11 protein-coding genes and 1 pseudogene are annotated in these 14,440 nt (G+C 55.8%); 5 read left to right on the top strand and 7 right to left on the bottom strand.

Features of this window, described 5'->3' with window-relative positions; translation table 11 throughout:
- Positions 1 to 32 precede the first annotated feature (32 nt).
- Complete coding sequence (locus HDF09_RS19730) at positions 33 to 863, bottom strand: Ca2+-dependent phosphoinositide-specific phospholipase C (protein WP_260181836.1); 831 nt, start codon at positions 861 to 863, stop codon at positions 33 to 35.
- Positions 864 to 1,424: 561 nt separating this feature from the next.
- Here HDF09_RS19730 and HDF09_RS19735 point away from each other — a divergent pair.
- Positions 1,425 to 2,297, top strand: a complete 873-nt coding sequence (locus HDF09_RS19735) for an inositol oxygenase family protein (RefSeq protein ID WP_183769189.1) — start codon at positions 1,425 to 1,427, stop codon at positions 2,295 to 2,297.
- Here the strand turns inward: HDF09_RS19735 and HDF09_RS21420 are convergent.
- The 3 genes from HDF09_RS21420 to HDF09_RS19750 form a co-directional block, all read right to left on the bottom strand.
- Complete coding sequence (locus HDF09_RS21420; protein WP_183769190.1) at positions 2,259 to 2,513, bottom strand: LysR family transcriptional regulator; 255 nt, start codon at positions 2,511 to 2,513, stop codon at positions 2,259 to 2,261. The two genes, HDF09_RS19735 and HDF09_RS21420, sit on opposite strands and share 39 nt — an antisense overlap.
- A 200-nt stretch (positions 2,514 to 2,713) precedes the next feature.
- A complete protein-coding gene (locus HDF09_RS21200; RefSeq protein ID WP_311720093.1) occupies positions 2,714 to 3,004 on the bottom strand; it encodes a TetR-like C-terminal domain-containing protein in 291 nt (96 codons plus the stop codon).
- A gap of 8 nt (positions 3,005 to 3,012) precedes the next feature.
- Positions 3,013 to 3,858: a helix-turn-helix domain-containing protein gene (locus HDF09_RS19750; protein ID WP_311720095.1), complete on the bottom strand. Its 846-nt coding sequence runs from the start codon at positions 3,856 to 3,858 to the stop codon at positions 3,013 to 3,015.
- 362 nt (positions 3,859 to 4,220) lie between these two features.
- Here HDF09_RS19750 and HDF09_RS19755 point away from each other — a divergent pair, with 362 nt between their 5' ends.
- The 3 genes from HDF09_RS19755 to HDF09_RS19765 all read left to right on the top strand — a co-directional run bounded on the left by HDF09_RS19755 (position 4,221) and on the right by HDF09_RS19765 (position 9,627).
- Positions 4,221 to 6,110 (top strand): NHL repeat-containing protein, encoded by a 1,890-nt coding sequence (locus HDF09_RS19755; protein WP_183769192.1) that lies wholly within the window; start codon positions 4,221 to 4,223, stop codon positions 6,108 to 6,110.
- Positions 6,107 to 7,969 carry a choice-of-anchor D domain-containing protein gene (locus HDF09_RS19760; protein WP_183769193.1) on the top strand — a complete coding sequence of 621 codons (1,863 nt, stop codon included), beginning with the start codon at positions 6,107 to 6,109 and terminating at the stop codon, positions 7,967 to 7,969. The genes HDF09_RS19755 and HDF09_RS19760 overlap by 4 nt, the downstream gene beginning before the upstream one ends.
- Positions 7,970 to 9,240: 1,271 nt before the next feature.
- Complete coding sequence (locus HDF09_RS19765) at positions 9,241 to 9,627, top strand: hypothetical protein (protein WP_183769194.1); 387 nt, start codon at positions 9,241 to 9,243, stop codon at positions 9,625 to 9,627.
- Positions 9,628 to 10,045: 418 nt separating this feature from the next.
- Here HDF09_RS19765 and HDF09_RS21005 read toward each other — a convergent pair whose 3' ends face one another.
- From HDF09_RS21005 to HDF09_RS19775, 3 genes and pseudogenes are all read right to left on the bottom strand, one after another.
- Positions 10,046 to 10,174 (bottom strand): hypothetical protein, encoded by a 129-nt coding sequence (locus tag HDF09_RS21005; protein WP_260181838.1) that lies wholly within the window; start codon positions 10,172 to 10,174, stop codon positions 10,046 to 10,048.
- 150 nt (positions 10,175 to 10,324) lie between these two features.
- Positions 10,325 to 10,654 carry a hypothetical protein gene (locus tag HDF09_RS19770; RefSeq protein ID WP_183769195.1) on the bottom strand — a complete coding sequence of 110 codons (330 nt, stop codon included), beginning with the start codon at positions 10,652 to 10,654 and terminating at the stop codon, positions 10,325 to 10,327.
- A 497-nt stretch (positions 10,655 to 11,151) separates the two neighbouring features.
- Positions 11,152 to 11,977 (bottom strand): annotated as a pseudogene (locus HDF09_RS19775) (IS91 family transposase); the annotation flags it as partial.
- 182 nt (positions 11,978 to 12,159) lie between these two features.
- Here HDF09_RS19775 and HDF09_RS19780 point away from each other — a divergent pair.
- Positions 12,160 to 14,394 (top strand): GH92 family glycosyl hydrolase, encoded by a 2,235-nt coding sequence (locus tag HDF09_RS19780; RefSeq protein WP_183769197.1) that lies wholly within the window; start codon positions 12,160 to 12,162, stop codon positions 14,392 to 14,394.
- Positions 14,395 to 14,440 lie beyond the last annotated feature (46 nt).

The raw sequence follows: 14,440 nt of genomic DNA on the forward strand, positions 1-14,440 counted from the left end.
CTGTCGTTCTTCCACTTCGGAAACACGCTGGCCTATTTCAACTTCCGGGAAACCGGATGATTTTCCGGCGAGTGCACTCCACCACTCATCGCGTTCGGCTCGAGCAAGCTGCTCTTGCAGGTAGCCGGTGCATTAATGATGTTGCAACGCGCTGGCAAACCGTCCGCAAATCCGACGCTGTAGCCAGTCCACTTCGAGGGCTCTGACAACGGATAATCTGTACTGATCATTTGCGCACCGGAATGCAAGAGAGCGTCACGACGGGTGGTGTCGTTGGTGCGGGCCGCAATTGTGCTTTCGTCGGCGCGAGCTCGAACGATGTAACCCTGGCGCACGAGTTGATCGATCAGCTGCGGACTGCCTTCGTTTTCTTCCACAAAAGCGACGTCGGGCTTGCCCGGATCGGAGTTTGTGAATAGCACGCGGCCTTGTAGTAGAGGGTGGCCGGCAGTGTCTATAGGTCCGGCGTTTTTTTGATCCATCAGAAAAATCACCTTGCCGCGCGACTCCACCAGGGTGGGCCACTGGCCTGCATGTACGGCCGCTTCGAGGGTCTGATAGTCGCCACGCACCTTGTCCGGCAAAATCATTTCTTTATCGGAGAAAACAGAACGGATTTCCTTATCAAGCGCATCGAATGTTTCACTTGTAAATGGCTCCGCTTCAACGCTATCGGGTATCGACTGGGTGCGACCATGTTTGGTTTCGATCAATAGGAATAGCGGGACATGCCCAGGATGGGCCTTCGACCAGGTTCGGATCTCTTTGAGGCAATCGGTAAACAAGAGACAAGAGCTGCGCTGATTGATCAGGTATATGGATAACTTTAAATCCGGGTTTATCCATCTCGCGGTTTGGATCAAAATCAGCGTCCGGCGGAAGACCTGCCTGTTTCGTTAGTGCAACGGTTATTCGACTCTACTCGGAACGTTGGCGCGAATCAGTCGAAAGGTTGAAGGGTTGATCACCCCTCCCGGCATACGACCATACTCTGCCGAATAGCTTTTCGTCGCCTTCCGCGTTTTCAGTTGGAACAAACTGCAGCGGGTAGAGGCCGTCCACCGGTGCAGAACATTCCAGCAGATCGACTGTCTGTTCCGTGTGGATGGACGTCAAGAGTCCCTGAGGGACATATAAAGCGCTGGTAAGCTATGGCCGCGTACGGCTCAATAAGTTTGATTCGAAGATTTGTTTTCTCGATTGGCGGCCAAGAGACCGGACTGGTCTGCCTACGGGGTACATGTGTCGTATCTGTGAATGGTGATTCGTTCACAATGAATCGCAACGATGCCCGAAAACCGCCAGGAATCGATGCCTCTCCCGCCTGCAGAGGCAGTTCGTTGCAGAAATATCTTGCCAGACAATCCCTATTTTGAGTATAGTTAGCGGTAACTTTATTGGCAGATCGCCAAGAGGAGCGCCATATGAGCTCAACACCGCAAATCTCCGAGCTTCACAAGAACCCATTATCCCCCGATGTGGATGAATGGGAGGAGTTCCTTGAAGGACGATATAAGGAAGGTAAATCGGAGACGGAGTTTCGCCAATATGACGCAGAAGCCGATCCCGGTGTCGCCGAATTCTACCGCCTAAACCACACTTACCAAACTCACGCTTACGCGTTGGATAAAGAACATCAATACTTCAGGCTCACGCGTGGCAAAAAGAGCATTTGGGAAGCAGCCGAATTCCTAAACACTTTGGTCGATGACAGCGACCCCGACACCGATTTGACGCAACTCGAACATTTGCTCCAAACCTCCGAGGCGATTCGGAAAGATGGTCATCCGCGCTGGATGGTGGCAACAGGATTTGTGCATGATCTCGGCAAATGTCTTTGCCTCTACGGGGAACCGCAGTGGGGGGTCGTCGGGGATACCTTTCCAACAGGCTGTGCATATTCTGGCGCAGTCGTTTTTCCAGAATATTTCCAAGCCAACCCCGACTCTCAAAACTCGCATTACCAGACAAAATTGGGCATCTACGAAGAAAACTGTGGCTTAGATAAAGTGACGATGTCCTTCGGACACGATGGCTACATTCATCAGGTCATGAAGAATTACCTGCCGCTGGAGAGTCTGTACATGCTGCGCTATCACTCGTTTTACGCTTGGCATCGGCACGGCGCCTACGACTATCTCTGCAACGAGCAAGACCGCGCGATGTTGCCCTGGGTTCTGAAGTTCAATCCATATGATCTTTATTCCAAAGGGCATATCAAGCCGGACTTCAATCAACTCAAGCCTTATTACGACGACTTATTTGCAGAATTCTTTCCGGACAAAATTGCTTGGTAAATTGCCGTCTAAGGCAAGAAACCCGACATCCGTGAGCACTAACCCTCGCTGATTCCGTCGAATCAGGAGCACCCCAACGTGTTCTTCGAGGCGTGTAAGAGCCCTGCTCACCGTCGAGGTCGGGAGACCCATATCTCTTGCTGCCCCGCTGAGAGTTCCAGCCTTGGCTGCGGCGACAAATGCGGTGACATCGTTTAGGTCAGGAGCTTTGCCCATGAGCAATACTACTTTGCGAAAGCTGCATCAGCAGAAGAAGCCCGCTCATCGGCGTCGATTGGACGGTTGACACTGCCTTCGTATATCGAACAGAACCAAGAGTCAGAATCCTTCCCATAATTGCGAAGAATCTTAAGCGGCAGTTCTCTTATGATGTTACGGCACCCAATCAGGAGGCGCGGTAAATGGCATGTAGGCAATCATCGAAGCCCTCTTCTCGGGCGAACGCCTAGAAGTGCTTGATCAATCAGTTGATTGCAATATGCCTCAGTCAGCGGGGCGAAACGGAGGAGGAGCCTGTAGTAGACCGGGGCGACAATCGCATCAATCAGGAGCTCCCGATCAGTCTCTGCGCTCAGTAATCCGCCCGGAACACGAACAACAGCTCCTCGATGAGCGAATCGGCCTGTTGGCACAGTTGAGAAAGGCTTCGATTTAGCCGGCCAACGATCCTCTAGGTTAGCGTTACTAATCCAGCTCGCAAGGGACACCGCGAAATTTAATCGAGTTGAACGTTTGGTCGTATTTCGGCGGCGGCGAGAGCCGGTGGCCGCATGTCGCCAAGTTGCTCCAGCAGGGAACCTGGGGAGAATCCACTTAAACCTTGAAAGTCCTTAATCATGTGCATTTGATCGTGATAACCAAATTTATGGGCCAAATCTAACCATGAGGAGTCGAGGCTCTTGACCTTTGCATCAAGCACCATCTGGAATCGAGAGACTCTGGCGAAAAGCTTAGGACTCATTCCAATTTCGCTAGAGAAACGCCGTTCGAACTGACGAACACTCAATGAAGTGCGATTGGCAATGTGATCGATTCGAGTCTTCCCATTTTGCGCGAACATATAGAGCGCGGCACTCATGATCGGAGTGTTTTCGATGGAACGTCGAGCCTTTTTGAGAAGAAACGCTTCCACGAGTTTCACCCGTTTATCGAAAGAAGCGTTGTTCGCCATCTCATTCCAAAGTTGATGAATATCGGTCCCGATCACGTCGCAACAATCATAGTGTTGGTTTGCGAGCTCTCTCACCGGTATGCCGAAGAGCTGCCAGAATGCCATCGGTTGAAAGAAGATGGCGAACGACTGGAGCCCACCACGAAGGCGAATGTTAGCGCGGCGATACGCACTTGGACCAACCACAACAATCTGGTGAGTCTGGTGGAGGCTCCCGTCGCCGAATTCAACGATTGGGAAATTGCCAAATTCAAATTCGATGATTTGCTCGAGACAAGCGGGCATAGGCTGCACAACCTCCGCACTTGTAAGGTCGAACTCTCGCTGGGCGTAGGCGCGTACGTAAGTCTTCAATTCGGGACACGGCAATGACGAATGAAGTGTGTGCATGAATGCCCTCGCTTTCCATACCGAGCCCTTTGCAACAATCAACAACTGCGCGGCGTGGAATCTGATGAGCGAAATCGGACCACAGTGGTTCTATGATTCGTCGATCATATCCCGAATACTACGCTCCATCTCTTTTTCTTGAATGTCGGATTTTTACTATGTGTCTAGTTTGCTTCATGCCTACAGTTGTTTTGACGTGAACAAAGCGGCAGATCGGTTCGCGCTCGAGTGGAATCCTCTGCGTCCTCACCTCGATGTTATTAGGACAGACAGCCTTCTCAACGCAACAGGATCAATGACTCTACACGGTTTCCTGTTTACCAACTACCGAGAACGCTTTGCGTACTCCTGGCGGACCCTCAATGAAGAATGCCGTCTTTGTAGCTTATTCGAACCACTATCCCCCTATCTCCCCGTCGCTCTTTTCTCTAAGAGTGTTGCTCAGCCTCGCGGTCTTGGCTGTGGCGGGTGTCGCGAACTCGCAGACCGCACACCTGGTGCACGGAGTCACGCTGGTCACGGGAGGGCAGCAGGGCTACCTGGGGGTCGATGCGAATGGAAACCTTTACACAGTGAGTAATAGCGCCATTGGTTTGAAGCAGAGCATCCGGCAACTTCCGTATTCCGAGACGCCGATAGGCAGTGGCCTTAGCGACGCGCGGGGCGTCGTAGTGGACAACAGCGGCAACGTCTACATCGCTGATTTCGGCAATAACCGCGTCGTCAAGGTGCCCCTGACAGCAAGTGGATATGGAACGCAAACCACCGTTGGGACTGGGCTAAACGCACCTCGGGGTATCGCTGTCGATATGAGCGGCAATGTCTACATCGCGGACTCCGCCAACCGCGTCTTAAAAGAGACTCTCTCCGGCGGGACGTATGCACAGAGCACCATCGGCAGTGGCTTCTCCGCGACATACGGCCTGGCTGTCGATAACAGCGGGAATGTCTACATCGTTGATGCGGGGAGCAGCACTGTCTATAAAGAAACGCCTTCGGGGAGCAACTACACGCAGACGACTGTCGGCACAGGATTGAGCGACCCACTCGCGGTTGCGGTAGATCAGAGCGGAAACCTGTACATCGCCGATTTTGGCAACAATCGCATCCTCATGGAGACACTCAACGCCGGTGCCTATACCCAGAGTGTAGTCCTGACTTCCGTAACGACACCCACCATCGCGGTCGATGGCAACGGCAACATATTTGCCTCGGACATATCCGGCAACCCTTCCCTCAGCATTCAACCTGGGGGTGTCGATTTCTTTCGAACTTCGACCGGAAGCTCCAGCCTCAAGGGCACGCTGACGTTTAGCTTTGACAGCGCCGGCAGCGTCGGCGGCTCGTCGGTATTCACCAAAGGCGAGGCAGGACAGGACTTCGCAGATGCGGGCACAGGCACCTGCACCACCAACGGAAGCAGCAAGCTCTACTCCGCTGGCGATACCTGTACGGTCGACGTGGTCTTCTCGCCAAAATACACAGGCAATCGAGTAGGAGCAACGGTACTGACCGATGCATCCGGGAAGCGCATCGCGACCGCGTATCTCTATGGCCAGGGAGTCGGGCCGCAGATCACCTTTTTGCCCGACAAGGTCACTACCCTGCTGACGCGCACCAGTCCCATCTTGAGTCTCGATGTAGATGACAGCGGTAACCTTTACCTCGCTGACACCGGCAATCATCAGATATTGGAGGAAAAGCCGACGGGCAGCAGCTACGCGGAGACAGGCGTGGACAGCGGCCTGTTCAACTCCTTTTCCGTGGCGGTCGATGGCGGCGGAAGCGTCTACTTTCCCGATCCGGGCACCAACCAGGTTTTCAAGGAGACTCCTTCCGGCAGTGGATTTATACAGACCGTCGTTCCGGTCATGAACGCCTATCGGGGGACCGCATACGTTGCAGTGGATCCAAGTGGAAACGTCTATATCTCCCTCTCAAACGGCGGAAGCATAGTCAAAGAAACGCTCTCGGGAGAGACGTATACAGAGAGCGCAGTAGCCACGATTGGCAATATTGCGGCAATGTCCGTAGATAGCGTCGGCAATGTCTATCTCACCGATCAGGACACAGGCAGCGTTGTGAAGGAGACACTCTCCGCCGGCGGCTATACCCAGAGCACTGTCGCACTTGCCGCCACGACCTCTGCGGTTGCCGTTGACGGCACCGGGCCGTCTACATCGCGGACCAGAACAAAGGCATTCTCAAAGAAAGTCCTACGGCCACCGGATACGCGGAGAGCGTCCTCTTGAGCAAGCCTCAAGGCGACTTCTTCACCGCCGTTGCACTTGATGGGCAGGGAAATCTCTACATCGCCTCCGCCACGGGTCTGGTAGAAAAAATCGACCTCGCCGACCCGCCAAGCCTGAGCTTCGCATCGACAGCAGTAGGCGCAACCAGCAGCGACAGCCCACAGGCAGTCACCGTGTCAAATATCGGCACAGCGCCCCTCACCTTCCCAGTCTCTGCTACCGGGAATAACCCCAGCATCTCTTCAGGCTTCGTCCTGGGCAGCAGTGGAAGCGGCGCCTGCGCCCTTCTGACGCCGACCTCTACCACTCCGGGGACATTGGCAGCAAGCAGCGCCTGCAGCATTGCAGTCAGCTTCAGTCCAATAGCAGTAGGTCTCGACACGGGGTCGATCCAGCTAACAGACGATTCACTGAATGGTGTCCCAAATCCAACACAAACGATTCCACTGACGGGAACTGGGACAGGGGTTGGCGCGCCGCAAGCGGTACTTAGTCCAACAAGCCTTAGCTTCGGCGATGTAACTACCGGTTCTACAAGTGCCTCGCAGTCGATCACCCTCTCGAACCCTGGTACGAGCGCATTGACATTGACGGGCCTCAGCGTCACTGGCACGAACACTACCAAGTTTGCCCAGACCAACACCTGTGGCACATCGCTGGCAGCAGGCGCAAGTTGCGTCATCACGGTTACCTTTTCTCCCGATGTAGCTGGCGGGTACTCAGCGTCGATCTCGATTGCGGACAATGCTAGTGGATCCCCCCAGATCGCCTCATTGACCGGCACGGGCGTTGCGCCCGCTGCGCCGCAGGCGGTTCTGAGTCCGACCAGCCTTGCATTTGGCAACACAATCACGGGCACGACAAGTGCTACGCAAGGGATCACACTCTCAAATCCCGGAACCGCGGCGCTTACTATCGCCGGTATCACCGTGATCGGATCGAATGCGACGAAGTTTGCTCAGACGAATAACTGCGGAGGTTCGTTGGCCGCGGGCTCGGCCTGCACCATCACGGTGTCGTTTTCGCCGGACGTCGTGGGTGCCTACTCCGCCTCCATCTCGGTTGCGGACAACGCCAGTGGTTCTCCTCAAACTGCTGCGCTCACCGGTACCGGAGTAGCACCCGCAAGCCCGCAGGCGGTTCTGAGTCCCACCAGCCTATCTTTCCCCAACACGACCGTCGGCTCTTCCGCGTCGGCGTTGGTCGCGCAACTCTCCAATCCTGGCAACGCAAGCTTGGCGATCACCGGGATCACCATCGCGGGCACCGGTGCAAGCGCGTTCACGCTCACAACCACCTGCGGCACTTCCCTAGCGGCCAGTGCAACATGCAGTATCTCTGTGGTGTTTACACCATCTTCAAGCACCACCTATGCGGCGTTCGTCTCAGTGGCGGACAACGCCTCCGGCTCTCCTCACACCGCTCAGCTCTCGGGCTCCGGCGTCGCTGCCCTTGTCCCCGACTTTTCAATTACTGCTACGAACAGTCCACAGACCATCGCTCGCGGAGCCTCGGGCCAATACACCATCGCACTGGCACCCGCAAATGGTTCGTTTCCAAGTGCGATCAATCTTTCGATCTCTGGACTGCCAACTGGTGTTACGGGCACCTTCTCCCCGGCGTCGGTCACACCGAACGGCAATGCAGCCAGTTCGACGCTAACAGTGGCTGTTTCCAATAGCTTCGCGGCAACCTCATCAAGTCCGTTTCGCAGATTCGACAGATCGAGAGTCGGTGAAGGCGGCGCTGCGATAGCCTTTGCGGTGCTTCTTATGCCCTGGTTCAAAAGAAAGCGCATACGCCCTCTCGCACTCCAAGTCCTTTTGGCCGTCATGCTCGTCGGTGGAATCATTGTTTGACAGGTTGCGGTTCTGGTGGATTCGCCGGCCACAGCGCAACAAAGACTTACATCCTTACCGTGACGGGCACCAGCGGTTCGATACAACATGCCACCACGGTGACATTGATCTTGAAATAGGAGAGCGCGTGCATAGACATCTTTCATCCAGATCGATAATTCAGTCCCTGGCTCTTGCAACTTTTCTCCTGGTTGCGGGCGGGGATACGATCAAGGTCTGTGCCCAGTCACGACGCCAGGCCGCGCCACTGGAGTTCGCTGTGAGCTACAACGCCATCAGGGCAAATGCGCCGCCGGGCGGGTGCAGTTGCTTTTATATGTCAGGTGGCCGGGCGGAGGTAAATCTTCACTTCCTTGGTTGGCTCAGCGCCGTTGCCGAGGTGGGCGGTGCCCACGCAAACAACATCAATTCAAGCGCGGATGGTGTCGGTCGGATCACATACCTCTTTGGGCCACGCGTTACTCACCGGTCAGGCCACAGGCTCTCCAGCTTCGCGCAGGTGCTATTCGGTGAGGCGCATGGCTTCGACGGCTACTTCCCCACGATGACGACCTCCTCGTCGACCGCGAACTCTTTTGCCTTCTCAACAGGAGGGGGATTGGACTTGTCTCTTTCACATCGTGTTGCTGTACGGGTATTGCAGGCCGATTACCTGTATACGCAGCTTCCGAACGCTGTGGGCGACCGACAGAACAACCTCCGGTTAGGTGCTGGGATTGTCTTTCGTATCCGATAACAGAGCTAGAAATGGGGCTCTGGTGCAAAGATTTGAGACGGGCATGGCAGAGCCTCTCGGCTGGCGAGAAGTCCTCGTCGGAAGCTGGGTGAGACAGATTCCGAGACTCCATGCCAACTTCTTGGGCCCATCTAACGAGATGTGCCACGACAGATATTTCTGGGCAGTCTATCTGTTTGCATGCTCAGCGCACTCACCTGGCTTGAGCTTTGAGAGTTCGATTCCACTTCGCGGTGGCGCGATGGCAGTGTTATGGTGTCGCTCAGAGAAGGTATTATGTCCAACGCCTCTTCCGGATTACCGCAAAAGAGCCCGCAGTTGCGAGCCCGCGATGTCTTGTTTTTAATCATGCAAATTGCGAGCCCGCCATGTCTTATTTTTAATTCTGGTCGTTGTCGGGTTCGCATACCTTGCTGCCCCTGAGTTTTGGGTTCCGTGGGCCCATTTCACTGGAGGCTCATTCCATGCTGCGCCCTGGTGGTCGGGAGCAGGAAGCTTCACGGCGCCGGAAGGAACCTACCAGCTCCATCTTTCCTTGAGCCCTGTGGATACCGGCTCCCACCCAACCCTCACCACCCACCTGGACGGGGATGGACATCTCTGCACGCCGTCGGGCGAGCGGCTGATGATCCGTGTGGAGGGGGATATGGACAAGCATCTGTCGTTGAACACGATAGGCAGATCGATCGATATCAGCAGCTTCACCCGCAGCAAGCCTGGAACCTTCAGCGCGATGAAGGCGCCTGGTTCTCCTTACGTGAGACTCACCGGTGTGTGGGGACCAGGGAGGATCGAGGCGAAAGGAACTCTCGAGCATGAGCCAGCCGACCCTGGGCACCCGCCGCCGCCCAAGGCGGCGCCGATCACCGTCACGCTGCAGCAGTCGGGTGAGTGGTGGCGGCCTACGTGCCGAACGCACTGACCTGGAAGGAGCGTTGAGGGATTCCCGCGGCTTCGGTGTCCGGGGCATGTCAGCCCGTAGACGACATATGCGTTTCAAAGGGCTGATATGGAGTGACCGTGTCAACCTATGCGATCGATGGGTTTGTTCTTGTTGTTGTTTTCGTCGTTGTTCGAGGACAGAGCGAGCAGCAGTCGGGGCCGTTTTCAGCGACGATTGATCAGTCTGATATTCGCGGGTCGGAATCGCATAATCTTGATCCGTCGGGAGCTGCCTCTGACTTTTGTCGCGAGTCCGGCTGAGCCTGTCGCATAGGCCAAACGAGGATTCTCCTTCGTGCTTGCCCCATCTGCTGCTGGCTCTGTGCTCGATTTGGACGACGATGTTCACCAGTGGGTTCGCTTTTGTTTTTTCTTTTCAGGGAGGTTCTTGCTTCTTCTCACGCTGCTATTCGCTGCATGACAGTCGCTTCCGCTTTGATTCCTATGGCCCAGATGAAGCCCAGCAGTTCGCGGCCCACCGCTGTGACGATCTTCCTCTTGTCTTTACCCGCGGCTGACAGTCTCACGTATCGCTTATGTAGTCGGTGTTGTGCCTTCCATGCAATCTCATTAGCCCCTTCCGACGCGCTCTGTTGTCGTTTGCGCAGACCAGCCCAGATGGCAGGAGGGCGTTGATAACTCCATGCTGCACGGGGCGATCACCTCGCACTGCACACCTAAGTCCGCCAACTGCCAGTAAAGAACATAGCCAGTCGGCCCGGTTCATAGCAGACCCGCAACTTCTCCACTGGGCCAAGCTTCTTGATGAGCTTGCGTATCGACTCCATCCGGTTCGGAATAGTGCCAAGACTTCGTACCTGGCCATCTGGTTCGGTGATTGCTGCGACAATCCTTTCGACATGGACATCCAAGCCTAGAAATCGTAACTTCTCCTTCATGACCGGCTCCGGAGTAACTGCGACAACGAGAATGTCGCCCTTAAGTTCATAGGCGCGCACTTGAGTGGTGTCGTCATAGTTCGGAAAAGTTGAGCGATCAATCTTCATGGTGACTTTGCTTGATGCTGGGTCTGGGTGAGCCCGATGGTGCCGTGGTAGCGTCATCAACCTCAGCTCCATTGTGAGCTCACATCCACTAGAAGGAGGATGACGCGCTGCAATTGTCGATCCCGAGACAGACGTAAGATAGGTAATGAAAAACGTTAGGCCCCTATCAGGGCTGCCCCTGCACGAAACCGGGAGCTGCAACGCAGTCTGTCGGGGCAGTTTTGATAGGGCCGTTTGAAGGAAGCCGTTGGCGCGGCGGATGCGGTGAGCTGCTGTGGAATTTGAATGGACAATTCCGGCTCGGACAGCGTCTTTTCCTGGGGTCGGCAAGGTCTCGAACGCAGGGGGTGTTGAGACGTGACGACAGAAAGGGTCCGTTCGGCAACTAAAGCCGGGCGGTTGTGGGGCCGTTTCGGTTCGAGTGAGCGCGAGGATGCGTTGCGTGCTTGAGCACGGCTTGGGTCGACCGGGTTGAGAGGGGCGTCCGTCATGGTGGATTAAGAGCTATCGAGGCGGGGCGTGGACGGTGAGATGTTGGTCGGTGCAGAGGGGAGCTGAGGGCTGGTGATCCGTTCGACGACGAGCTGGACTCTGAGCAGAGCGGACACTCGATCTGAGCTGTTGGAGGAGGCTGTTGTGGTGGCGCAGCGCCCTTGAGCAGGAAGCGGCAACGCAGCAACGATACGGACGGTTTACGGTTGGCGAAAATGCCGAAGTGACGGATGCGAACGAGGCCCCCTTGGGCAGAACGTGGATGAGGAAGCGTCGTAGGAACTCGTTGGCTGAAACGGTCTTGACCTTTTGCTTGCTGCCGGCTGCGTAGTCCTTCCATCGAAAGGAGACGCTATCGTCCTTGAAGCTGACCAGGCGATGGTTGGAGATCGCCACGCGGTGGGTGTAGCGGGCCAGGTAGTTGAGGACGTGTTCGGCGCCGCCGAACGGTGGCTTGGCATAGACGACCCAGTCCTTGGAGAAGAGCTGCCTGAGGAAACGCTGGAAGCGTTCCGGTGCTGCGAGTTCCTTGAGTGAGCCATGAACCTGCAGCTTGTCCTGGACCATAAGTTGCTTGAGTTCCGCGGTGAACTTGCCGCGAAAGACGCGGCTGAGAACCCGGACAGGCAGGAAGAAGCGTGACGCGGCTGCGACCCATCTGGAACCATCGAGGGAGAGACCACCGGCCGGCACGACGCAGTGGACGTGGGGATGATGCTGGAGGTTCTGTCCCCAGGTATGCAGCATGCTGAGCAGTCCAATGTCGGCAACGAGATGCTTCGGGTCGCGAGCGACCTCGAGCATGGTGGCGGCACTGGCACGGAAGAGCAGGTAGCTCAGCGCCATCAAAAGGCTGGCTTAACCACACGCGCATGCGTACGCCGCACTCACAGCGGCTTCGTTCAAGTCGGTTTTGTCGTGATCCAAGGGTCGCTGACGAGAGTAATTGCGATTCCCAGGAGTAATCTGGGAGCTTGGCGCCAGCGTATACGTGCAAGATACAATTCTCCATCATGAACAGGTTTGCAGTCGGTCTCATCGTCCTCACGGTGTGTCCATTCTCGGGTCTAGCCGCCCAAAACGATGCGGCGTCATATGTGAATACTTTGATCGGAACGCAACGTAGTGCTCTTGGGTACGGCGGCACCATGCCTTTTGTGACGACGCCGTTCGGCATGACGAGTTGGACACCGCAGACGCGACAGAACAAGATCAGCGTCACATCGTACAACTACGGTGACACGACGATCTCGGGGTTCATCGGCACGCATCAGCCCGCGATCTGGATGGGAGATTACGGCTACGTGACGGTTATCCCGCAAGTCGGCGAACTGCGTACTACGCCAGAGTTACGCAAACTTCCCTACAGCCATCGCTCCGAGAATGCGCGGCCGGATTACTACGGTGTTTCGCTGGATGCCGGAGCAGACGGAACGATCCAGGTGGAGATGACGGCTACTGAGCGCTGCTCGATTTTGCGGCTTACTTTTCCAAAGACCGCAGAGGCTCGCGTCATCGTCGAAGCCTCGCGCCCTGGAATTTCAGGGATGGCGTCGATCAATCCTGAAACACGCGAGATTACTGGCTTTAACCCACATCGGATGGATGCGCATCTCGGACCGTTTGTGCTGCCGAAGTTCAGAGGCTACTTCGTGGTCCAGTTTGAGCAGGCGCCTTTGAACATGAAGACGTACGGCATGGACGACGCCAAAGCAGAATTGAGTCGCGGGGCGTACGCGGAGTTCAAACCCGGGCAGACGATCCAGGTGCGTGTTGGTACGTCGTTCGTCAGCATCGAGCAGGCCCGCGCGAATCTCGAACACGAGCTATCCGGATGGAATTTCCAAGCCGTGCAGGACAATCTTCGCGCAAAGTGGAACGAGAAATTATCGCGAATTCAGCTCAGCGGAGCGACGGATGAGGACAAGACCAGACTCTACACGGCGGTATATCACACGCTGCTGTATCCGCGAATCTTCTCTGAATACGGGCACTACTACAGCGCCTTCGACGACACCATTCACGCTGGAGAGAGTTATACCGCCTACTCTATCTGGGACACTTTCCGCGCCGAGAACAGCATGCTGACTCTGCTAGCCCCAGAGCGCATTGACGGGATGATCACCGCCCTCCTGCAGAATTTCAAAGAAGGCGGCTGGATGCCCAAGTGGCCAAATCCGAGCTACACCAACATCATGATTGCAACGCATGCGGACTCGCTCGTTGCCGAAGCCTTCAGGAAGGGATTCAAGGGCTTCGATCGACAGGTGGCATGGCAGGCCGTCTATAAGGACGCCATGACACCGCCGGATGGAGATACGACTCGCCGATGGCTGGACCGCGAAGAGCACACTCCCTACGAAGCTCGCGCGGGGCTCACCTACTATAAGCAGCTTGGCTTTATTCCAACGGACAAAACGGACGAGGCGGCTTCGCGAACCCTGGAGGATAGTTACGACGACTGGTGCGTTGCACAAATTGCCGAAGCACTCGGCCGAACGGAGGATTACCGCTTCTTCCTGAAACGGTCTTTGAACGACCGCAATCTCTATAACCCTGCCATCGGATTGATGAACGGGAGGACGTCGGACGGTGGCTGGGCGCCGATCGGCGGTTCGAGGGATGACAATCAAAATCGGTCTGTCTCCGGGTGGACGGAGGGTGATGCCTGGGTCTATACGTGGTCGCCATTTCACGATCAGGCAGGACTAATTCAGTTGATGGGCGGTGTAGAATCCTATGACGCCAAGCTTGACCAGCACTTCAGCGGCGGCCACAACGTGCACAGCAACGAACCGAGTCACCACTACGGCTATCTGTACGACTTCGGCGGCCAGCCGTGGAAGACCCAAGCGATGGTGCGCAAGATTGCCGCGAAGGAATATGAGGCGAGTCCGGGCGGTCTGGATGGCGATGACGATTGCGGCCAGATGTCGGCATGGCTTTTGTTTACCGCGATGGGTTTCTATCCAGTGAACCCGGCGAACGGCGAGTACATGATCGGAAGTCCGATGTATGAACAGATATCACTGCGCCTGGCGAGCGGAAAGACATTTCGCGTGGAGGCGAGCAACAATTCAGCGCAGAATGTCTACATCCAGTCTGCGACGCTTAACGGAAAGCCACTGGACATTCCGGTCATCACATGGGAGCAGATCCAGGCTGGAGGAACCCTGCACTTCGTAATGGGTCAAAGGCCGTCGGAATGGGGCAGTCAGTGGAAGCCTCAACTTATTTCGAGTAACTAGCGAGACTTGGGGCCCGACGGAGATCCTGTTGATCCGCAAGTCGCCA

Origin of the sequence: Edaphobacter lichenicola (assembly GCF_014201315.1) — a bacterium.
Lineage (GTDB): Bacteria > Acidobacteriota > Terriglobia > Terriglobales > Acidobacteriaceae > Edaphobacter > Edaphobacter lichenicola_B.

Bases quoted from the DNA above. Each gene is read 5' to 3' on its own strand.
- HDF09_RS19735 (WP_183769189.1), top strand. From the start codon at position 1,425: ATGAGCTCAACACCGCAAATCTCCGAGCTTCACAAGAACCCATTATCC.
- HDF09_RS21420 (WP_183769190.1), bottom strand. From the start codon at position 2,513: ATGGGCAAAGCTCCTGACCTAAACGATGTCACCGCATTTGTCGCCGCA.
- HDF09_RS19780 (WP_183769197.1), top strand. From the start codon at position 12,160: ATGAACAGGTTTGCAGTCGGTCTCATCGTCCTCACGGTGTGTCCATTC.
- HDF09_RS19770 (WP_183769195.1), bottom strand. From the start codon at position 10,654: ATGAAGATTGATCGCTCAACTTTTCCGAACTATGACGACACCACTCAA.
- HDF09_RS19755 (WP_183769192.1), top strand. From the start codon at position 4,221: ATGAAGAATGCCGTCTTTGTAGCTTATTCGAACCACTATCCCCCTATC.
- HDF09_RS19750 (WP_311720095.1), bottom strand. From the start codon at position 3,858: ATGCACACACTTCATTCGTCATTGCCGTGTCCCGAATTGAAGACTTAC.